Raw genomic sequence first — 20323 nt, forward strand, 5'->3', positions numbered from 1 at the left:
CAAGAATGAATCCCGGGTACGTTCAGGCGATGATGAACCATACAAGTTCTATCTTTCCCTGTCATTTGCAGCATTATGAAAATTTTAAAACAGGAAAAATGGACGAAATTCAATACAAACGGGAGAAAATGTATGATTTCGTGGAATAGGTCCGCTAAATAGATAATGAAATTTTGAAATGATCCCGTTATAATCGAAAAAGTGACTATCGGACCGGGACAATCCTGAGAGTGGATTGTCAATCAACTACAATAGGACAGGAAGTGATTAGGACTTTGTTTCAATGGATTAAACAAGGCTTCTTTGGCAACTCACGCAGAGATATTTTGTCAGGATTGACGGTAGCGTTCGCTCTCATACCGGAAGCGATCGCATTCTCTATCATGGCGGGTGTCGATCCCATGGTCGGACTCTATGCTTCTTTTGTGATTGCTGTCAGTATTTCATTATTCGGCGGACGTCCCGGTATGATCTCCGCAGCGACAGGGGCCATGGCATCATTAATGGGACCGCTCGTGGCGATGCACGGGATTGAGTATTTGTATGCGGCAACGATTCTTACAGGAATCTTGCAATTGTTGATGGGGGCGCTCAAATTCGGACGGTTTATTACGTTTGTCCCCCAGCCGGTCATCACCGGATTCGTGAACTCGCTAGCCATCATTATTTTTCTGGCCCAAATTCCGAATTTCAAGGGTGAATCGTGGCCGATGTACTTGATGGTCATCGGAACGCTGCTCATCATCTATTTGCTGCCGCTGGTTACCAAAGCGATTCCCTCGGCGCTTGTTGCCATCATCGTAATGACGATCATAGCGGTGTGGTTCAAGGCTCCTGTGCAAACAGTGGGGGACATGGGCAACATTACGCAGGCTCTTCCGTTCTTCCACATTCCGAATGTAACCATCAGTTTGGATATGATCATGACGATATTGCCTATTTCTCTAGCTCTTGCTGTCGTCGGGATGACGGAATCGCTGCTGACGGCGTCGCTAGTCGATGAGCTGACGGATACCGGCAGCGACAAGAACCGGGAAATCCGCGGTCAGGGTGTTTCCAACGTGATCACAGGATTCTTCGGCGGCATGGCCGGTTGCGCTATGATCGGACAGACGGTGATTAATGTGAAATCAGGCGGTCGCACCCGGTTATCAACCCTGGTGTCTGGTGTGTTCCTGCTGTTTCTCATCATTGTGCTCGGCGACGTCGTGAAACAAATTCCGATGGCAGCGCTTGTCGGGGTCATGTTTATGGTTTCCATCGGTACGTTTGAATGGGGATACCTTCGCACACTTCACCGTGTTCCGCTGGGTGATGCCATTGTCATGCTGGCAACGGTGATCATCGTGGTGGCAACGCATAATCTGGCCATCGGGGTCATGACCGGTATTATGTTAAGCGCGTTGAATTTCGGCTGGAAAATGGCAAAAATCCAGGCCATACCGCATGTGCAGCCAAACGGTATGAAGGTATATGAAATCCGGGGGCCGTTATTTTTCGGTACAATGATGTATTTTATAAACCTGTTTGACGTGAATGAGGACCCTGAGCATGTCGTGATTGATTTTTCCAAATCCCATGTATGGGATCAGTCAGCCACGAATGCCATTTCCAAGGTATTGAATAAGTACAAGGAAGCGGGTAAAGCCATTACGCTCGTGGGGTTGAACGATGAAAGTCAGCGGATGGTTGATAAAGTCGGCCTTGCTTCAAGCTCCACACACTAGAAACGAAAAGGGATTGCTTTTTAGCCTTAGGGTTAAGAGCGATCCCTTTTTATTTTGCCTTTTATGTAATAAAAATTTTACAAACGGAACAGACGTTTCATGTTATATTGATTGTAAATGAACACGAAGTTTGTCGAATCAGCCGGACGGTGAAGATGCGGACTTTTATTGACTATAGACGGTTAGAGGTGCTGACTAGATGAAGGATATGCCCAAATACATATTCCTGCTTCTGCTGGTAGTGCCGCTGCTGCTGCTTATATCGATCATATCACCGGGAAAATCGGAAGCAAAGAATGCTCAAACCGTGATACCCGATTGGCAGTTTATGTGGGATGACGAACAACAGGATGTTGTTTCGCCAGTCAACCTGCAGGGAAGAAGTTGGTTGGCGGGAATACCAGACAAGACGGGACCCCCAAAGTCAGATGGGGTGTATTCAGCATGGAATCGTTTTACTTTGCCCGCTCTCCCTTGGAAGCATTCGGCCATCATGATTGACCGCATTAAGGGACAGGATGTTTTGGCTTTTTTGGATAATGAACAGGTGTATGAAGCCAAGCGAGACTATATGTATACGAGTCATTCTCTTCTGCTTCCGATCCATCCGGATGATGCTGGCAAGACCGTTTATATATGGACAAACGGCGTCAGGGATATGACGTTAGGCATCGATGGCGATATTATACTTGGCGAATATGAGCATCTGCGTGGAAGCTTTATCAAGAATGACCTGGAAGATTTCATATTGGGCAGCTCGTTTCTGTTTATTGCGGTGGTCATGTTTTTCTGCTGCTTGTTCCTTCCGAAGCATACGGTATCCAGTTGGCTTTCGCTTAGTGTGATTATTCTGGCAAGCGGGGCTATGCTTATTACGTATTCGCCGTTCCTATACACCTTCTATGGAGACCTGGGCAACGTGTGGGTCGCGGTGTTTGATATCTCACTCTTTGCCGTGCTGCCGGCGCTGTATTACTATTTTGAGAAAATATATGGTTCCGGGCCCTATCGAGTCATTCGCTACTGCCGAAGATTTCAAATAGCCTACTCCATAATGTGCCTGATATTTCTAGTTGCCCAGGTGGTCAGCGATCATTCATTTCACGAGATTTACTATCTTGTTTCGGTGAAGATCTTGGGCATTCTGATTATCCTGCAGATGCTGCTGCTTGTCGGTACCACCATTCTGTATGCTTCCAAGCGGAATAAGGACGCTTATATCTTTTCCGTTGGTTTCGGGATGATGGCGTTAGCAGCGCTCGGAGATCTGCTGGCCTTTTATTACCATGACGGACAATATCATTTCTTTCTATGGAAATGGGGCATCATCGGACTGATTGTCTCTCTGATCGTCATGCTGGGGCGTAAATTCGTCCGCAGCCATGAGCAAGTGCTGCAGTATTCCAGGAAGCTAGAGATGTTTAATAATGAACTTCAGCGATCGGAGAAAATGGAGATTATCAGCGAGCTGGCCGCCTCGGTTGCACACGAGGTTCGCAATCCGCTGCAAGTGACGCGCGGCTTCATGCAGCTTCTGGCACAGAACTCCAAGCAGGCGGAGAAGGAGTATTTTGGACTGGCGCTGAAGGAGCTGGACCGGGCTTCGGGGATCATCACGGATTTCCTCACGTTTGCTAAGCCTGAATTGGAGAATGAGGTCAAGCTGAATGTGTATGAGGAGCTGAAGCATGTGAAAGGCATCCTACTGCCGCTGGCCAATCTTAGCGGGGGCACGATCGAGCTGGATGTCGCGAAGGAATTATACATGACCGGTAATTCTTCCAAACTTAAACAAGCAATGATTAATATCGTCAAGAACAGTATAGAGGCACTGGATGGAGAAGGGGTTATTCGCATATGGGCCTATGCCAAGGGTGAAGAAGTGGTCATTCACATCAAAGATGACGGCATCGGAATGGATGCTGCGGATCTTGAGAGACTGGGTGAGGCGTACTTCTCCAATAAGTCCAAAGGGACGGGGCTCGGCTTGATGGTCACCTTTCGAATCATCGAAGCGATGCATGGCACCATTCATTTTGTTAGTGAAAAAGGAAGCGGGACAGAGGCTATTATCCGCTTTCCGGCCGTACCTGCTTTGCAGGAGGGGGAAGTATAAATTTAAGAGGGATGCCGTAACGGTATCTCTCTTTGTTATATCTTTAATAGAAAATTTTATCATTTTTCCGAATATTAGAAGGTGGAAGGTTTTGTTGCATCGAATAACACAGTAAGAGTTTCACTCATTATAATGTTTGAGGTGCGTCAATGAGGTCTGGATGGATAATCGCTGTGTTCCTGATCATCGTTTTTACTTTAAGCCAGGGGTTTCCCAGGCTTGTCTTTGCCACCGAAGAAACGGCAGCTCGTGCAGCGATTAAGGAGTGGAGAATCCTCTGGTCGGAATCCCGAGGGATTCCCGAGAGCGTGCCCGTCCACATCAATGACTGGATGGAAACTTCGGTCGGTGATTCGAAGCCTTTTAAGCCGCATACCAAGGCATCCGCGTGGATTTATATGAGGATTCCCGAGATCGCCTCTACATCCCCTGGCATTTTGATTGATAAGCTCCACGGGCAGAAGGTTGCGGTTTATGCGGACCATGAGAAGATTTACGAATCTACCCGAACGTACAATTATGAGCTTAATTACATTTTGCTTCCTCTGCATCAGGATATGCTCGGCAAGGATCTTCACATCTGGCTGGAGACCGCTAGGGATCATGTGACAATTGAAGGGAAAGTCCTCGTCGGCGATTATCAAGACATGTTTAATCGGTTTGTTAAGTCGAATTTGATGGACATCATTCTCGGGAGCGCCTTCATATTTATCGCATTGGTGATGTTGATCTGCGCTATTTTTCTGAACAGAAAATATTTGATCGCTGTATTATCCTTATCTTTAATTATTTTATCTGTAGGCATCCTGGTGTTTACATACTCCCCGTTTCTTTATACGATTTTTAATCAATATGGCAATATGTACACTCACTTATATGACATCTCATTATTTATCTTACTTCCTTCGTTCAGTCTCTTTTTTGAAAAAATCTTCGGGCCCGGCTGGAAGGGTTCGCTGCGTAAACTCCGCAAGTTCCAGATCGTCTACTCGCTGTTTTGCGGGCTGTTTCTGATTGCTAATCAATGGGGTTCAAATCAATGGTTCGACCTGTATTATTTCTTCTCCGTTCATGTCATGGGTGTTGTGATGATCGTTCAATTTGTATTGCTGGTCGGAAGCTCCATGTATTATGCCGTTAAGGGAAATAAGGACGCTGTTATTTTTAATGCAGGCTTTGCGGTATTCGCTGTTGTGGGCTTAAGTGAGCTGCTGCAATTTTTCCTCACTCGGGGCAGCTATAATCTCTTCCTTTGGAAATGGGGGATTGTCAGCTTTATTATCGCCCTGATTGTCATTCTCGGACGGCATTTTGCCAAAAATCACGAACGGATTCTTCAATACTCCAAGGAGCTTGAGATGTTCAACAATGAACTGCAGCGTTCGGAGAAAATGGAGATTATCAGTGAGCTAGCAGCATCGGTTGCGCACGAGGTTCGTAACCCGCTGCAAGTAACGCGGGGTTTCCTGCAGCTTCTCACCGGAAAAGCCCAAGCTGCTGAACGCGAATATTTAGATTTGGCTCTGGTGGAGCTGGACCGTGCTTCCGGCATTATTACGGATTTCTTAACCTTTGCCAAACCGGAATTCGGCAAAGACACCGTGCTTCGAGTTTCGGAGGAGTTTAAGCATATTGAAGGCATACTAGGCCCGCTTGCACACCTCCAAGGAGGCAAGATTACCGTAGATATTCCGGAGGATATTACGATTCGGGGGAATTCCTCGAAATTCAAGCAGGCCTTTATCAACATTGTTAAGAATAGCATCGAGGCGCTGGGCGAAGAGGGATTGGTCCATATCCGCTGCTATCGCCAGCAAGACCAGGTATATATTCATGTTGTGGATAATGGCGAAGGGATGGGGCCCGATGTGTTGGCACGGCTGGGAGAGCCTTATTTCTCCAACAAAACGAAGGGGACGGGGCTTGGCCTGATGGTGACCTTCCGCATTATCGAGGCGATGGATGGAGACATTTATTTTACGAGTAAAAAAGGAGTGGGGACGGATGCCGTTATTACGCTTCCCGCAGCTGGCGAATAATTCGCTAAGCTGCGGCAGCGATGACGGTTATCGTCCCCACTCGTTGTACCGATTACTTCTATTTATGAAATGTCCACGCTGTTATGTAGTCTTTACCAGATGGCTCTTTCTTTGGCTTCTGACTTGATCACGCCTGATGGATTCGGAGGAATGACCAGATAGAGCTCGTTAGGGTTCTCTTCAAGCGTTCGAATCTCGATGTGGTCGGGAATCCGTACCCCAAGAACTTCCTTGATGGCGGATTTCGGATCGCTGAGCAATTTTGCCTTAAAGCTAGGATCCTCCCAAGCTTTCTGAATCAATTGTGTTTGAAAGATGGCTTCTGTCGTCATAAGAATCACCCTTTCAAATAAATTGGTTATTTTTTACTCTTAAAGAATACCATGGAACAAATATAAAATCTATTATTTTTTGCTTAGAATAGACAAATAATAGTTTAACCCGCCATAAGAAAGCGTTTCTTTGCTGTTTTCGATATGATTCGCTTCGGTTTGAAGCTCATCCACCAACGTTTGATGAAAGGAGATGAGATGGGGGGCATCTATATCTATCGATAAGAGATGAGTATGGGTCGCTGCGGCAATGTCTGCATAGGGCTTCATCATGTTGTTGATATAGATGGCTTCTTGAACTTCGGGCAGCGTCAGAATCTCGCCATGTGGTCGTCCCAATTCCGATTTAATGAGAGACAGCAGGCAGTTGTAGCTGCCATCCGCAAGATCCTGCTTCCAATCGGTCCAATCGTCCATCATCTGCAAGGTCAGCAGAACCTGGTTCATCACATCATTCGTTCGTGGAATGAGGCTTGCTTGATCAGATAACAGCAGTGCGGCAGTGCTTCCCAGCTTTACGGGAGCTGCTTTTTTTGCAATCATGGCCCTGTTGTGCTTAAAGTAATCGTCCCGGGTTTCGTGGAGGACGCCTTCAGACCATTCATGCGTGTAGTTTTTGAAATAAGACCAGAAGTCGGAATTCGCTGGAAAGTAGGGCTGATAGGATGTGAGAAACTCGTAATACAGCAGGTTGGCAAGTGCGAGATGGTGTTTAGGATCTATGGGAGACTGACTGTCATAGGGCGAGTCCATGATGTCGTCTTGAATGAAGTAGTACAACATGCCGATAATGTTGGCCGCTGAGAGGTGACGGTATACATCGGCGGGGAGTGAGGTCAGTTCTTTCATCCAGAAGGGAAGCAGATAACATATGTAATTTTTGGAACTGTCCTGCTCGAACACGTCAAACTTTCTCAAGTATGAAAGACCGATTTCATTCAAGGGAGCAGGGAGCTCGGAAAGCCTTGCTTCGCAGGCTGAGAATGCGGCAGCAAGATCGTCCTCGAATGGCTTGAACCAGTTCATGGAATCACCAACCTATTCTATTTATAAGGAACCAAGTGCTTACTTGCTATATTAACATGGATCATCATAAAGTTAAATATTACCAGCTGCATTGAATGGGGTATTATGGGATTTTTGATGCTGTGGCGGGTACTTTTGCAGGCGGTACATTGGTTTTCTTGTTTGATTATGGCGACTGACGTTTAAGTTAGGGGTGTACAGCGATAAACCGAAAATGACCACGAGGAGGAATTCATATGACTCAGAAAATTGTAGGAGCTTTTCGGACGGAGCAGGAAGCAACCCGGGCCATTGAGGAACTAAAGCAGCAAGGTTTCAGAGCCGATGAAATCTCGGTTATTGCCAAGGATCGCGGTGAATCTTCTCATATTCAGGACGAGACCGGCACCAAGGCACCTGAGGGCTTGGCATCCGGAGCGGCCACAGGCGGTGTGTTAGGCGGTGTAACCGGATTGTTGGCCGGTTTAGGTGCATTGGCCATTCCGGGCATTGGTCCGATCATCGCGGCAGGTCCGATTGCGGCAACACTTACAGGAGCAGCCGTAGGCGCTGGGGCGGGCGGATTGGTAGGTGGTTTGATCGGCCTCGGAATTCCGGAAGAGCAAGCAGAGGAATATGGGGGCTATGTGGATGAAGGCCATATTCTGGTCATGGTGGATGCAGATGAAACGAATGGTGGCCGGGTATATGATATATTCCGCAGCAATAGCGCCATTAATGAACATCATTACCGTGAAGAAGGCACTTATAGCGGTACCGGTGCGCCGATAGACTCACGCTCTGAAGCAGCGGCTGCTACCGAGGATGCAGTTCCAGACCCTAACCTATATCAAGGTTATGGTGATGGTAATGGCGGTGCCATAAGTCCGGATCGGAATGAAATTTCGAAGAGACGATAAAGGTTATTGTTAAAATATGAATTTTCAATAATAAACCGCCCGGGATGAATCCGGGCGGTTTGTTCATGCGCGTTAATGTGTGTTTACCGCTTATTGCGCTGTCTCTGTACTCCCCTCGAACCGGGACCGCCAGGTCCGTGCCCGTGTCCAGGACCACCAGGACCCCCGGGATACCACGAACCCGGACCGTGTCCCGGTCTGCCAGGGTGCCACGGGCCATGCCCGTGTCCAGGAAATCCGTGGCCACCGGGGTATCCCGGATAAAACGGAGGGTACGGATAGAACGGGTAGTAAGGTGGAGGATAGTAAGGATAAGGATAGAATGGGTATCCGGGATAGAGACCCGGAATACCAAGGCCTCTTTTAGGATGTTGTCTCAAGCCATGCACCTCTTTCCATCTGATAGGTTATCTCATCCTATGTAGAAGCGGAGAAGAAGGGCACATATCCTGTCAAAAATAGGCGGACGGCCATAGTTGGTTATGAATAACAGCGCTGTGCAGCCTGGTAGAACGATTCAGATATAAAACCTAGCACATAAAAAGGTGCAAATGACCTCTCCGCTAAGGGGAGGGATCAAATGCACCTTCAGTGTCCACCTAAAGTCAAATATACTGAAGACCTGCTGTGTACGGGAGAGGAATAGGATCAAAGGTTACGCTTCCGTTTGCCCGATAAGATGATTCCGGATCAAACAGGAGCGAGAGCAACCCCTCATCATCCAGTTCCAATACTTCATTGTTCAGGGTTATACGGTAAGGACCATGTTCGCCATCTGCCTGAATCAGCCCCTCAGGCAGCAAAGGAGCCAACTGGCGAAGCAGTTCTGGGCCGCTAACCAAATAAACGGTCCCCTCATTCTGAATATATTCAGGCATGACGCCGGTAGATTGGATTAATGCTGCCAGCTCTTTATCCTGCCAAGGCAGCGGAACCGTTAGCTCTGAAAGGTTGAAGGACGAGATTGCCTCGGCTATGACCAGTGCCGCCGCTTCAGGGCTTCCCCCCCATTCTACAAGGGTAGACTCTCTCGAAGGAGTCATCACAACTCCGGGTACCGCGATGATGGCAAATGCGGTCAGCACGCCGTCTTCTTCGGCGACAAGCACCTGCTGCTCAAGGCGGATCACGTTGGAGTAGGCGCTTGCATCTAGCAGCTTGTTAAGCTCCGAAGCCGTGGTGACATAACCGGCTTCCCGCTGCTCCATTAGCCTTTGAAGGTGGAATAGATCCCGCGGCTGCATCCCCCGAATGCGCACTTGTTTTCCCGTCACCGTCCGCAAGGGCTCGATGGCGCCCTGGTCAAGTTGGAACCGGAATGCACGGCCGAACAAACGGCTGCCTGCCCGGGTGTACAGGGATCTGCCGCCGGAAATGAGGATTAAGGATGCCCCGGAAGCTTCCCCATGACGGATACACTGTTCCAGGAGACTGCCTGCGAGTCGCTGACCCCGGTAATCCGGATCCGTACAGACGGAGCCGATGGAATAGACATTTAACCTTGCACCGCGAGTTTGAATGGTAAATGGTACGAATCCCATGAATGAGACGAGTTTGTCTTGATCCCAGGCGCCGTAGGAATGGCTGATTCCCGGTGAGAATATTGGAGGAAAGGATACCCCCATAGAAGGCTGTTCCGGCTGCTTCAGAAAAATACGGTTGGACAGCTCAACAGCTTGATGCAGTTGATCGCTTTTCATAATAGAAATGTTCACTCGATTTACGCCTCCCCTATGTATGTCGCTTGTTACCAGTATAAAGTCATTGGGTGTGGAATTTCCAGTAAACGTTTGCAACTTCTTTGTTTGTCCGGCTTCGTTGTACTCCGTTCTTGAAGAAGCACTTGTTGTGTGCGAGGAAGGGTTAGTTTTCGGGTAATATAACTTACGAATCTGACACCGGAGGGATGAGCTTGCCAAGTTTTGTTGATTCCATGATTTTATTATGCGGCGCTTTGCTTCTGACAGGCGTACTCACCACCAAGTTTTCTTCTCGCTTCGGCATGCCCGCCCTGGTACTGTTTATCGCCATCGGGATGATTCTCAGCCGCTTCATTTATTACGATAATGCGGAGCTCACCCAGCTGGTCGGGATATTTGCGCTGATTGTTATATTGTTTCAAGGCGGGATGCAGACCGATTTCAAAGAAATCAAGCCGGTTTTGGGGACGGCCATTTCACTTGCCACGATTGGTGTCTTGTTGACAACGGTTGTCGTCGGAATCTGCGCCGCATTCATTCTGGATATTTCGTTACAAGAGGGGCTGTTAATTGGTGCGATTGTTGGTTCGACGGACGCGGCAGCCGTTTTCTCGGTTCTCGGCGGAACGAATCTGAAGAAACGGATTCGAATGACGCTGGAGGCTGAATCCGGAAGCAATGATCCGATGGCTGTGTTTCTAACCGTGTCCTTAATCGAATGGATCGAACACCCGAAATTACATTTGATCGGTCTTATTTTTTCCTTCGTGAAGGAGATGGGATTGGGCCTGGTTGTCGGTGTTCTTATTGGAATGCTGGCTGTATATGTGATCAATCGCATCAATTTCGATTCCTCGGGTTTATATCCCGTGACGGCATTGGGATTCGCCGTACTGACTTATGCCGCTGCCGCATGGCTTGGTGCCAGCGGTTTGCTGGCCGTATACGTTATGGCTTTGCTGCTCGGCAACACCGAGCTGACGTACCGCAAGACAATTCAAGCATTTAACCAAGGTTTTGCATGGATGATGCAGATCGTCATGTTTGTGCTGCTCGGGCTCCTTGTTTTCCCGAACGAGCTGTCGGAGGTCGTATGGCAAGGACTGTTATTGTCTTTGATTCTCATATTAATTGCCAGGCCGATCGGCGTGTTCAGCAGCCTGTTGTTCACCAAATTTGCCATGCGGGAGAAAATATTAATTTCATGGGCGGGCCTTCGCGGGGCCGTTCCGATCGTCCTGGCTACATATCCCGTTCTGGCGGGCATCAGGCATGGAGAATTGTTTTTTAATGTCGTGTTCTTTGTTGTGTTGACCTCAGCGGTGATCCAAGGCACTACGATCTCTCCGCTTACGCAAAAGCTTTCGCTGGTGGAGAAGGATAAAGCCAAAGCACCGACTTTATTAGAGTTAATGGCTCTTGGACAAGCGGATTCCGAGATCAACCATGTTCTGGTGGATGGAGATTTGCCCATTGTCGGCAAAGAGATTCAGCAACTGAATCTGCCAGATGATATCCTCTTTACGGCTATTATTCGGGAGAAGCGTATCATTACGCCTAAGGGGAGTACGGTCATTGAGGCAGGGGACACTTTATATGTGATGAATCCAAAGCAAAAGCGGAAGGAAATGAAAACGATCCTGGGCTTGTCCTAGGGTTCTTCACGGCAGAGAGATATGATGCCTGTCATTGCAGTTGATCTTAAAAATAAACTAGGATAGGTATAAATAGGAGGTAATTTCTTCATCCTATCTTCATCTGATGAGTTTCGATTTCCTTTGCAAAAGAGACAAGAATCTGTTATGATTAATACAAGGATTTAGAATAAGTCTAAATGCAATATTAAAGGAGACGATATAAATGAGTAACTTAACCCAACAAGCACAAGGAACAACAACCAATGAACTTCTACAAATTTTGAACACGCAGGTAGCCAACTGGAGTTTGCTTGGTGTGAAGCTTCACCACTATCACTGGTATGTACAAGGTCATCAGTTCTACGTGCTGCACGAGAAATTCGAGGAACTGTACAATACAGCAGCGAGTTATGTGGATGAACTGGCAGAGCGGATGCTGGCCATTGGCGGTAAACCGGCAGCCAGCATGGCGGAATATTTGAAGCTGTCCACGCTGCAGGAGGTTTCCGATGAGAATACGGCTGAACAGATGGTCGGACAGCTGGTTTCGGATTTCGAGCAGCTTGCCAACGAACTGAAGGCGGGCATCGAAGCCGCGGATCAAGAAGGGGACGACGCTACATCCGATCTGTTGACTGGCATGGTCAGCAATGTACAGAAGCATTCCTGGATGCTGAATGCCTTCTTGGGAAAATAAATCTCACATCTGTATGCTTGCCGTCTCATGACAGATTGTGGAAATAAAAGAGAGAGATCGACCTCATGGGGGTTGATCTCTTTTTTATTAACCTTATGAGTGATGTTATAAGATAAAATTTGAAAATTATTGCGTCTTTCTTCCATGCCCTGCGTATACAGTTTATAGTTATTTTTTAATTGCGGATAGGAGTAATGAGGATGACCGAGATGGAATCACGACAACAACTGGAGTCACAGCTTCAAGAGATTTTGAAATGGGAGAAAGAGCAGAAGGACGTCATGTTCTGGGAGAAGCTCGGAAGAATTCCTTTTATGCTGCTGGATCGCCTCACGCCCAAGGCTGTACAAGAGAAAATCGGAAGTGCCTTGAATGAGGTAGGCGGATTTATTCAGAGCGGCGGGAAACATCTGGTTCGCGAGAAGTCGGTTATGAAGGTTCTGGCGCAAACAGCGGGATTGGACGGTCCAAACCCGGTTTCCGGCCCTTCCGTCAAGTCCGCTCAGGAGGAATACATGGAAGATGAGAATGGAGAGGAGGAGGCTGCTTCCGGGCTTACCTTGGCATTTGCCGCGAAGCTACCGCTCCAAGTCATGGATAGCGCAGCGGATACGCTAACCGTAAAACGCGTCAAATTCGCCGCAGCGCAAGGAGCAGCAACGGGAATCGGGGGCATATTTACGATTGCGGCCGATCTGCCGATGGTGCTCGGTCAATCGCTTAAAGTGCTGCAGGAGATGGCGCTTTGTTACGGGTATGATCCGAACGATCCCCGGGAGCGGGTGTTTATCGTGAAGTGCTTGCAGTTTGCATCCGCCGATATCGTGGGGAAAAAAGCGGTGCTTGAGGAGCTCGCCAGTTTTGATGATGAACAAGTGACGGAGCAGGTATTCTCACAGCTGCAGGGCTGGCGTGAAGTCGTTCAGTCGTATACCGATAACTTCGGGATGAAGAAGTTGTTTCAGCTGATTCCGATTGCTGGGATTGTATTCGGTTCAATCAGCAACAAGGGGACGATTAGCGATGTGGCTGAGGCAGGGAAAATGCTCTACAAGAAGCGTCGTCTGAATTACCGGCTTAGGAATATGGAATACCCTATGTAATCGTTTATTCCTCTTGTTGAAATGATAAAAAGGGTTATCCGCCATGCGGGCAACCCTTTTTATCATCATTACGGTAATTAGAACTGACGTATTTCACGCAAAAGGCTTCCTATCGGTTGTCCACCTTTTCCGGATACAGGTCATGGTTCATCAGACGGTTCGCGGCGATCTCCTCGTATTTGGTTCCAGGACGACCGTAATTGCAGTACGGATCGATGGAAATGCCGCCCCGCGGGGTAAATTTGCCCCATACCTCGATATATCTCGGATCCATCAGTTTGATGAGGTCATTCATGATGATATTGACGCAGTCCTCATGAAAATCCCCATGATTACGGAAGCTGAACAGGTACAGCTTCAAGGATTTGCTCTCCACCATCTTAATATCCGGAATATAGCTGATGTAGATGGTCGCAAAGTCCGGCTGGCCTGTAATCGGACACAAGCTTGTAAATTCGGGACAGTTGAATTTGACGAAGTAATCCCGGTAGGGATGCTTGTTGTCAAAGCTCTCCAGAATGCCGGGATCATATTCAAACGTGTATTTCGTGCCTTGGTTGCCAAGCAGGGTGACGTCTTCCATTTCTTCTTTTTGTCTTCCAGCCATATAGTGTAGCTCCTTTATAAATATATTAATAAATGCTCAATCAGGTGTAGCGTATTTTTAGGACAACCGTCACACTCCGCGTTTATTGCCCCAGACCAGCGTGTGCAATTGCGGCAAGACACGCACATCGTTCAACCGATCGGATCGCATGACGGCATCGACAAGCAACTCGTACCGATCCAGCAAATGGGAGACCAGCGAAGTGGTATCACCCGTACCTACATCGGGATTACCGGTCTGCAAGTAAAACGGCACATTCGGGTATCGTTCATGGACTGTTTCCGCATAGCTCAAGTCCTTATCGTCAAACACGACAACCTTAAGGCTGAAGGATCTGCCGGGTGCCCGAGCGGACAGCCGGGAGACGATATCATCGAGCTTGCCCCAGTCCGTATCCATACCTGAGCTTGGTGGCTTGGGGGAGATGGTGACTTCATCGATATCATTCAGCCAATCCTGCCAGCGTGAACCTTGGGTCTCCACGGCAACGGTAATTCCGTGTCGGTGCAGCTCATCCACCAGCGTGCCGAGCTGGGAGAGAAGAGCGGGATTGCCGCCGGACAGGGTAACATGATCGAAGCGTTCTCCGCCCAGCCGGTACAGTTCTTGCCAAATCTCATCTGCACTCATGCGCGAAATGGTGTCCTTGGCGGACCCGTCCCACGTAAATGCGGAATCGCACCAGGAGCAGCGATAGTCGCAGCCCGCCGTACGAACGAACATCGTCTTGCGGCCAACGACCATGCCTTCACCTTGAACGGTAGGACCAAAAATCTCCATCACGGGAATCGGACGGTCCACCGCGATGACAGGGGAGGAGGCACTTGAATCGTTCTCATGCTTTACATGCACATTATTCATCGATCATCCACTCCCGTCTGACCTCAGCGTAGCTGGTCGGCGTCTCGAACAGGCGAACGAATTCGGTTCGTGTGCCTTGTCGCTCGTGCGACTCTTTGCTGCGGAGGGCTTCCTCCATTTTTTCAAACAGCCAGACCACCATGTTTTCCGCTGTTGTGTTCATTGGCGGCAGGGTCTCGTTTAAGTAACGGTGATCCAGATAAGGTTCGATTTCCGTTTTCCAGCAATCTTTAATGTCGCCAAAATCCACGGTAATGCCGATTTCATTGGGAATACCGCTGATACCAAAGACCACTTTGTACGTGTGGCCGTGGAGGTTCTTGCATTTTCCCTCATAGCAATGCAGATGATGGGCAGCATCAAAGGTAAACTCTTTGGAGACAAGTACCCGTTTCCGGTGGTAACGCAGGCTTCCGGCATCGATGTCTTCGCCAAGCTTCTGCAGTTGCTCTACAATGCGGAAAGCACCGGGCTCGCGGCTCATACCAGGCGCCCCCCTTCGGCTACACGGTTACGTCGCTGCATATAGTTGTCGAGCCCCGCTTTTCTCAGCTTGCATGCAGGACATTCCCCGCAGCCGTCTCCCTTGATGCCGTTGTAGCAGGTTAACGTATGGTCGCGAACGTATTCGAGTGCATTCATCTGGTCGGCGAGCTCCCAGGTTTCCGACTTGTCGAGCCACATGAGCGGTGTGTGAATGACAAACGGGTAATCCATGGCCAGATTCAGCGTAACGTTGAGCGATTTGATGAAGCTGTCCCGGCAATCGGGATAACCGCTGAAATCCGTTTCGCATACGCCCGTGATCAGATGTTTTGCGCCGATGCCCTTGGCCAGTACAGCAGCAAAGCTGAGGAACAGCAGGTTTCGTCCCTCCACAAACGTAGTAGGCAAACCGTCGCCTTCGGCAATTTCGATATCGCTGCGCGTTAACGCATTCGGTGCCAGCTGATTAAGCAGGCTCATATCAAGCACTGTTTGCTTCACGCCTTGTTCCTTGGCGATTTGTGCCGCGCATTCTATTTCAAGCTTATGGCGTTGGCCATAATCGAAGGTGACGGTTTCGACTTCGGCGAAGCGTTCCTTCGCCCAGAACAGGCAGGTGGTACTGTCTTGACCACCGCTGAAAACAACGACCGCTTTTTCATTTTTAAGCATAAAAAAACCTCTCATCCTTCATAATTTAAGAACAGCCGGAAGGGCTGAACCTCTAGAAGAAAGAGAAGTTCATTGAACTGAATCCGTAAAAAAACAAGCCTTATTCTTAGGGTGTAACACCGAATAAGACACGATAGTTTTTTATAGAGGGAGTTCACGAACCTCTCCCACACACCGCGACAGGCGTATGGATTGTCTTCTGTTTGTCCTTGTGACCGCAGTGGGTGTTATATCCAGCATACAGTCTGATTACGCCCTCCATTATAACACGGCCCGATTATTTGATAAACACTCCGCCAAAGGGAATTGCTTCCCGCAGAAAACGCTTGATGATGCCCTCGTCATTTAATTCGTCCACGAGCCGCTGATTCTGGCGTCCTGCTTGAAACAACACATAACCGTCACCGGTCAGCTTCCAGTGATAGTTCATATGCTGGCTGGCGAGATGATTGCCATATACGGTCAGGTCCAGCTTGGCCGCTTCGGGATAGGCGATGATGCTCCCGGCGTCCACATACAATGGCTCGGTAGGATGCAGCTTGACTTTGCATACCGGACCCTGGGTCAAAATGCCGATACTGCCGTTTCCCGAAAACTTCATCTTAATGGCGTCTCGCGTGACCAGCATGTTTTTGATCTTAAGGATTCGTGTCTGCATCGTAACATGTTTAGTATAAAAGAAAACATGCCGAAAATCATAGAGCATGTCCTGTTCGCCTTCCAACTGAATTTCATGCATATTGAAGCCTGGGGGGAGCGCAGCCGTAAATTGACTAGGCCCTGTAATATCGGCACGAATCAGTTTTTTCTTGCGGTATATGCCTTTTACGTTCATGAGACGGTCGCTGCGTCCGGAGGAGGGACCCCGATAGGCAACGATTTGCTCAGGATGAAGGACGTGGGCTGTGTCGTCCTCAGTCAGGGAGAACGTGACCGCTTGTCCTGCTCCGCTGCCGGCTGCATCTTCCATTCGAATAATCATGGCCGCGCCTCCTTTTGCCTGGGTTGAATGGTGGGGATTTGGATCAGAGCTTGTCCTATTTAGATCGGTTCGTTCGGCGCATGCCGAATCGCAGGAAGCGAATGATCACAAAATAACCGGCAGCCAATGCCACGGCGGTGATCGCCACGGTCTTTAAACGTTCCGCCCCGCGATTTCGTGCGGCTTCAGCCTCCTGAAGCTGGCTTACCATTTGGGTTAATTGCTGGTTCTGCTCCGCAAGATTGGAGTTCTGTTCCGCCAGGGTTAGATTTTGCTGCTGCAGCCGTTCGGAAGCGATCATGGCTTTATCAAGTTCCTGTAGGGCTTGGTTATAGTTGTTCTTGAGCTGGTTTATTTCATCGGGCAGTCCGGAGAACTGCTGGATATCATCATACATATTGTTAAAGTAATTGGCGTTGGCGGTCCGTCCACCGGCCGGCAGCGCCATCCCCGCCACCAGCAAGATGAGAGAAAGTTGAATTAGCTTGGATTTTGTCGGCTTATGCAAGAGGATCACCACCATTCGATTATTTATAGTAAATACGAATTAGATTCCGACAGGTTTCTATTAATATATATTACCCACATTTGCGGTGGAAGTGAATCTATTAGCAGGCCAAGTTGTTTAACTTGCTCATGTAAAGGGTAATGTATGTAAGTAAGCGCCTATCAAGCCATCCCCTACGAATTATCATAAATGAACAGTAGATAAAAGGAGATTTTGATCATGATGAAAGATAACAACGTGAAGAAAATTATGATTACAGTGAATGGAAAACCCGTGGGCAACGGATTATTAATTGATAAAGTAACGTACGCTCCCATTCAAGGCATACCAAGACATATGGGGAATACTAAGCCCGTTTCGGCAGCAGAAATAGGTTAATAGACTTTTATATGAAAACACAGCCACTAAAATCCGGAGAACGCCTCCGGTTTTTTTTGTGTTAAAAAACAGAGAATTCGTCTGAATAAATATGACGATTCATGGAAGATTTCATTACAAATTCATACAATTTTCCTTTATACTAGGTTGTAACATGAACCAATATACATAAACCATAATATGTGAGAAGGGGTTTTGAAGAAATGGCATTTTGTACACATTGCGGCAAGAAATTAACGGAAAACGTCGCACATCAATGCGTTGACGACATCGCAGCGAATTCTATGAAATACACGGCGTCAGCGGCAGAGCCGGGACCAGAGCGTACAGCGTCCTCATCATTTGGAGCTTTAGATGCCAAGACTGCCTCAACCATTCAAGTCGATGGGCAGGTCCTGAAGAACTTATTGAAAAATCCGATGAGTGCTTTGAACATGCGGGGAGATCAGACTGGTTTAATCTACGGTCTCATCGGGATGGCTTCCAGTATCATCGGCTTTTGGTTGTTCGGCCTTGGCTTTAAGCAGCTTATCTATTCCGGCTTGGGCATGATGTCGGCCGTGTTAAGTAATTTCGGCATGGGGAGCAGGGCGCTTTTAATGGGGTTGTTCTCAACCGTTATTTTATTGGGTTCCTTCTGGTTTACGGGCAATATGGTTACGAAGCAGAAGCTTGACATAAAGGAATTCATTGCGAAGATCGGCTCTTTTCAGCTGCCATTCGGAGCGGCGCTTATCGTAAGTGGATTGATCAGTTTCATGTCGTTAAAGCTGGCATCCCTCATCCTTGTATTTGCTTTAATGACGGGATTGGCAGCGAACTGCGCAGCTGTTATCGAATTGTACCGCATTGGATCAAGCCAATGGATTAAATTTATAGGGATTGCTTTAGGCATTTATGTTTTAATCCTTGCGATTGTACAGACCGTTTTATTGTAGGAATAAGTCAATTTCAAGGTAGTAAAAGGCTTCCTTAGCCGACATCTGACAAAAATCTGCATATCTAAAAGACCGCAGCTGCTAGGGCTGTGGTCTTTTTTTGTCGAATTCATAATAGGAACATATGTTCCATGACAGTAAGATGTCCATCTGTATTGGTACATTAATAGAAGAAGAGGAAAGAGGTGGATGTATTGCAGTCTGGCTTGTTTTCGGATTTTACATGGAGCCACAGCCATGTATTCGCTGGGGGCACTAGTCAGGTCTTTCTGCTGATCGAGTGGAGGGCTGGTGTGTTAAAGCAAAAAACGCAGTTCCATGGCTTTAATCAGTGCATGGCTGAAGATGTCCAGCTACACCTACAATTAGGGGAACGCGTTCAAGTGGAGCGTATGTATGGATGCCAAGGTGAGATATTGAATGATCGTAACATTTCGTTGTCTTTAGGCTCTTTGTCGGAAGGGAGATCCAAACAGTTGGTTCTTGAGCTAAGTGTCGGAGCTAGGCAATCGGGGGTGTATCCCATTATTACCGCTCTATGGACATATATGGATGTACAGAAGCGGAAGGTGGTTTTGCAGCCGTCCCGAACGATTCCACTTCAATTCAGCAACCATACGGCATTGAAATACCGAAGGGCAGATTATCGTGTGGAGAAGGTGCTCAAATTATACCAGAATGCTTCCATTCTGGAGCAGGCAATAGGAAAGCTGGAACGGGGAAAGCTGGCTCAAGGGGAAGAAATGATTCGTAGACAGGCAGATGAGATGCTTTTATACGCAATTCGATTTCGAGACGCGGATTATTTGAAGGAGGCAGAGACCCTTTATCAACTAATTGGTTTGTATCTGGATACATATCGGCAATTATCTTCTGAAAATGCGAATAGGAAGAGGGACTTTAGACTTAAAAATTAACTAGGAATGAAGAATCTGTATATAAAAAAGGAAAAATGATTTCAGGGTCGAATGTACTATTTAGCAGTCAAACAAAATATGTCTAATTTACTAGAAAGATAGGGAGAATGCCATATGACAGACCGACTGATCCGACTAATGAGAATCATTACCCTTGTACAAGCAAGACCAGGTATACTGGCTCGCGAGCTTGCCGAACGTTGTGGAACCAGCGAAAGAACCATTTATCGGGATATGGATGCCCTCAGCGCCATGCATATTCCCATCACACACCAAGGCCGAGGCCGAGGCTACACATTTATCGGGCATTTTGCAATGTACCCGCTTGGTTTAACGGAAGAGGAGGTACAGGCGCTATTTAAACTGTTGACCATATTGGAACAAATCAAGCCGATGCTGCCCGATGAATTTGAAAGCGCTTATGAGAAGGTATTGGCTGCTGTATATAAGCAAAGCGCGGAAAAAGCTGAAATTCAGGCCGGGGACCGGGATGAATCCTCCACCGGTTTATAACGGTTCCACTACATGTAACAATTAAACCTCGAACGAAAGGACACATGTTCATGTGACTATCGTCGAGGTTTTTATCAGTTTATGAGGAATTAACCACGGTCATGTGGAGATGCGAATGTAGTAGTGAATTAGAATCAGGATAGGAATATTATACCAAAATAGATGATTATATGATAATATAACTA

At 47.7% G+C, this 20323-nt stretch carries 20 protein-coding genes and 1 riboswitch; of the genes, 11 read left to right on the forward strand and 9 right to left on the reverse strand.

Annotated features, from left to right (window positions below):
- Positions 1-275: 275 nt before the first annotated feature.
- From MKY48_RS07495 to MKY48_RS07505, 3 genes are all read left to right on the forward strand, one after another.
- Entirely contained in the window at positions 276-1727 is a 1452-nt protein-coding gene (locus MKY48_RS07495; protein WP_339292645.1) for a SulP family inorganic anion transporter, read from the forward strand.
- Positions 1728-1926: 199 nt separating this feature from the next.
- Positions 1927-3843, forward strand: coding sequence for a HAMP domain-containing sensor histidine kinase (locus MKY48_RS07500; protein WP_339271293.1), 1917 nt, complete (start codon positions 1927-1929; stop codon positions 3841-3843).
- A 149-nt stretch (positions 3844-3992) separates the two neighbouring features.
- Complete coding sequence (locus MKY48_RS07505) at positions 3993-5882, forward strand: ATP-binding protein (RefSeq protein WP_339271295.1); 1890 nt, start codon at positions 3993-3995, stop codon at positions 5880-5882.
- Between the two features lie 92 nt (positions 5883-5974).
- Here MKY48_RS07505 and MKY48_RS07510 read toward each other — a convergent pair whose 3' ends face one another.
- Both MKY48_RS07510 and MKY48_RS07515 read right to left on the reverse strand, forming a co-directional pair.
- A complete protein-coding gene (locus MKY48_RS07510) occupies positions 5975-6214 on the reverse strand; it encodes an NHLP leader peptide family RiPP precursor (protein ID WP_098742453.1) in 240 nt (79 codons plus the stop codon).
- Positions 6215-6286: 72 nt separating this feature from the next.
- Entirely contained in the window at positions 6287-7240 is a 954-nt protein-coding gene (locus tag MKY48_RS07515) for a hypothetical protein (RefSeq protein ID WP_339271298.1), read from the reverse strand.
- Between the two features lie 236 nt (positions 7241-7476).
- On the opposite strand from MKY48_RS07515, the gene MKY48_RS07520 reads away from it, so the two are divergent.
- Complete coding sequence (locus tag MKY48_RS07520) at positions 7477-8139, forward strand: general stress protein (RefSeq protein ID WP_215159665.1); 663 nt, start codon at positions 7477-7479, stop codon at positions 8137-8139.
- 605 nt (positions 8140-8744) lie between these two features.
- Here the strand turns inward: MKY48_RS07520 and MKY48_RS07525 are convergent.
- Positions 8745-9854 carry a GNAT family N-acetyltransferase gene (locus MKY48_RS07525; RefSeq protein WP_339271300.1) on the reverse strand — a complete coding sequence of 370 codons (1110 nt, stop codon included), beginning with the start codon at positions 9852-9854 and terminating at the stop codon, positions 8745-8747.
- Between the two features lie 191 nt (positions 9855-10045).
- On the opposite strand from MKY48_RS07525, the gene MKY48_RS07530 reads away from it, so the two are divergent.
- From MKY48_RS07530 to MKY48_RS07540, 3 genes are all read left to right on the forward strand, one after another.
- Positions 10046-11494, forward strand: a complete 1449-nt coding sequence (locus tag MKY48_RS07530; protein ID WP_339271302.1) for a potassium/proton antiporter — start codon at positions 10046-10048, stop codon at positions 11492-11494.
- A gap of 205 nt (positions 11495-11699) precedes the next feature.
- Complete coding sequence (locus MKY48_RS07535) at positions 11700-12173, forward strand: DNA starvation/stationary phase protection protein (RefSeq protein ID WP_339271303.1); 474 nt, start codon at positions 11700-11702, stop codon at positions 12171-12173.
- Between the two features lie 200 nt (positions 12174-12373).
- The gene (locus tag MKY48_RS07540; RefSeq protein WP_339271305.1) at positions 12374-13276 is read left to right on the forward strand and encodes an EcsC family protein; all 903 of its coding nucleotides are present in this window, start codon (positions 12374-12376) and stop codon (positions 13274-13276) included.
- Between the two features lie 109 nt (positions 13277-13385).
- Here the strand turns inward: MKY48_RS07540 and queF are convergent, their stop codons facing one another.
- From queF to MKY48_RS07570, 6 genes are all read right to left on the reverse strand, one after another.
- Positions 13386-13883 (reverse strand): preQ(1) synthase, encoded by a 498-nt coding sequence (queF, locus tag MKY48_RS07545; RefSeq protein WP_009591586.1) that lies wholly within the window; start codon positions 13881-13883, stop codon positions 13386-13388.
- A gap of 69 nt (positions 13884-13952) precedes the next feature.
- Positions 13953-14663: a 7-carboxy-7-deazaguanine synthase QueE gene (gene queE, locus MKY48_RS07550; RefSeq protein WP_256720566.1), complete on the reverse strand. Its 711-nt coding sequence runs from the start codon at positions 14661-14663 to the stop codon at positions 13953-13955.
- 73 nt (positions 14664-14736) lie between these two features.
- Complete coding sequence (queD, locus tag MKY48_RS07555) at positions 14737-15228, reverse strand: 6-carboxytetrahydropterin synthase QueD (protein WP_339271307.1); 492 nt, start codon at positions 15226-15228, stop codon at positions 14737-14739.
- Positions 15225-15902, reverse strand: coding sequence for a 7-cyano-7-deazaguanine synthase QueC (gene queC, locus MKY48_RS07560; protein ID WP_339271309.1), 678 nt, complete (start codon positions 15900-15902; stop codon positions 15225-15227). Before queC ends, queD begins: the two co-directional genes overlap by 4 nt.
- A 134-nt stretch (positions 15903-16036) precedes the next feature.
- Positions 16037-16068, reverse strand: a riboswitch (PreQ1 riboswitch).
- A 111-nt stretch (positions 16069-16179) separates the two neighbouring features.
- On the reverse strand, positions 16180-16884 hold the full coding sequence (locus tag MKY48_RS07565; protein WP_339271311.1) for an AIM24 family protein: 705 nt from the start codon (positions 16882-16884) through the stop codon (positions 16180-16182).
- Between the two features lie 55 nt (positions 16885-16939).
- Complete coding sequence (locus MKY48_RS07570; protein WP_339271313.1) at positions 16940-17392, reverse strand: hypothetical protein; 453 nt, start codon at positions 17390-17392, stop codon at positions 16940-16942.
- A gap of 219 nt (positions 17393-17611) precedes the next feature.
- On the opposite strand from MKY48_RS07570, the gene MKY48_RS07575 reads away from it, so the two are divergent.
- From MKY48_RS07575 to MKY48_RS07590, 4 genes are all read left to right on the forward strand, one after another.
- Entirely contained in the window at positions 17612-17770 is a 159-nt protein-coding gene (locus MKY48_RS07575; RefSeq protein ID WP_339271315.1) for a hypothetical protein, read from the forward strand.
- Positions 17771-17973: 203 nt separating this feature from the next.
- Positions 17974-18708: a hypothetical protein gene (locus tag MKY48_RS07580; RefSeq protein WP_339271317.1), complete on the forward strand. Its 735-nt coding sequence runs from the start codon at positions 17974-17976 to the stop codon at positions 18706-18708.
- A gap of 185 nt (positions 18709-18893) precedes the next feature.
- The gene (locus MKY48_RS07585; protein ID WP_339271319.1) at positions 18894-19625 is read left to right on the forward strand and encodes a hypothetical protein; all 732 of its coding nucleotides are present in this window, start codon (positions 18894-18896) and stop codon (positions 19623-19625) included.
- Positions 19626-19739: 114 nt separating this feature from the next.
- On the forward strand, positions 19740-20138 hold the full coding sequence (locus MKY48_RS07590) for an HTH domain-containing protein (RefSeq protein WP_076323038.1): 399 nt from the start codon (positions 19740-19742) through the stop codon (positions 20136-20138).
- Positions 20139-20323 lie beyond the last annotated feature (185 nt).

Source organism: Paenibacillus sp. FSL W8-0187 (assembly GCF_037969755.1).
Classification (GTDB): domain Bacteria; phylum Bacillota; class Bacilli; order Paenibacillales; family Paenibacillaceae; genus Paenibacillus_AQ.

Excerpts from the sequence above, each read along its gene's own strand:
- MKY48_RS07540 (WP_339271305.1), top strand. The coding sequence starts at position 12,374 with ATGACCGAGATGGAATCACGACAACAACTGGAGTCACAGCTTCAAGAG.
- MKY48_RS07575 (WP_339271315.1), top strand. The coding sequence starts at position 17,612 with ATGATGAAAGATAACAACGTGAAGAAAATTATGATTACAGTGAATGGA.
- MKY48_RS07505 (WP_339271295.1), top strand. The coding sequence starts at position 3,993 with ATGAGGTCTGGATGGATAATCGCTGTGTTCCTGATCATCGTTTTTACT.
- MKY48_RS07580 (WP_339271317.1), top strand. The coding sequence starts at position 17,974 with ATGGCATTTTGTACACATTGCGGCAAGAAATTAACGGAAAACGTCGCA.
- MKY48_RS07500 (WP_339271293.1), top strand. The coding sequence starts at position 1,927 with ATGAAGGATATGCCCAAATACATATTCCTGCTTCTGCTGGTAGTGCCG.
- queE (WP_256720566.1), bottom strand. The coding sequence starts at position 14,663 with ATGGAGATTTTTGGTCCTACCGTTCAAGGTGAAGGCATGGTCGTTGGC.
- queD (WP_339271307.1), bottom strand. The coding sequence starts at position 15,228 with ATGAGCCGCGAGCCCGGTGCTTTCCGCATTGTAGAGCAACTGCAGAAG.
- MKY48_RS07535 (WP_339271303.1), top strand. The coding sequence starts at position 11,700 with ATGAGTAACTTAACCCAACAAGCACAAGGAACAACAACCAATGAACTT.
- queC (WP_339271309.1), bottom strand. The coding sequence starts at position 15,902 with ATGCTTAAAAATGAAAAAGCGGTCGTTGTTTTCAGCGGTGGTCAAGAC.
- queF (WP_009591586.1), bottom strand. The coding sequence starts at position 13,883 with ATGGCTGGAAGACAAAAAGAAGAAATGGAAGACGTCACCCTGCTTGGC.
- MKY48_RS07530 (WP_339271302.1), top strand. The coding sequence starts at position 10,046 with ATGAGCTTGCCAAGTTTTGTTGATTCCATGATTTTATTATGCGGCGCT.
- MKY48_RS07515 (WP_339271298.1), bottom strand. The coding sequence starts at position 7,240 with ATGAACTGGTTCAAGCCATTCGAGGACGATCTTGCTGCCGCATTCTCA.
- MKY48_RS07510 (WP_098742453.1), bottom strand. The coding sequence starts at position 6,214 with ATGACGACAGAAGCCATCTTTCAAACACAATTGATTCAGAAAGCTTGG.
- MKY48_RS07590 (WP_076323038.1), top strand. The coding sequence starts at position 19,740 with ATGACAGACCGACTGATCCGACTAATGAGAATCATTACCCTTGTACAA.
- MKY48_RS07520 (WP_215159665.1), top strand. The coding sequence starts at position 7,477 with ATGACTCAGAAAATTGTAGGAGCTTTTCGGACGGAGCAGGAAGCAACC.
- MKY48_RS07565 (WP_339271311.1), bottom strand. The coding sequence starts at position 16,884 with ATGATTATTCGAATGGAAGATGCAGCCGGCAGCGGAGCAGGACAAGCG.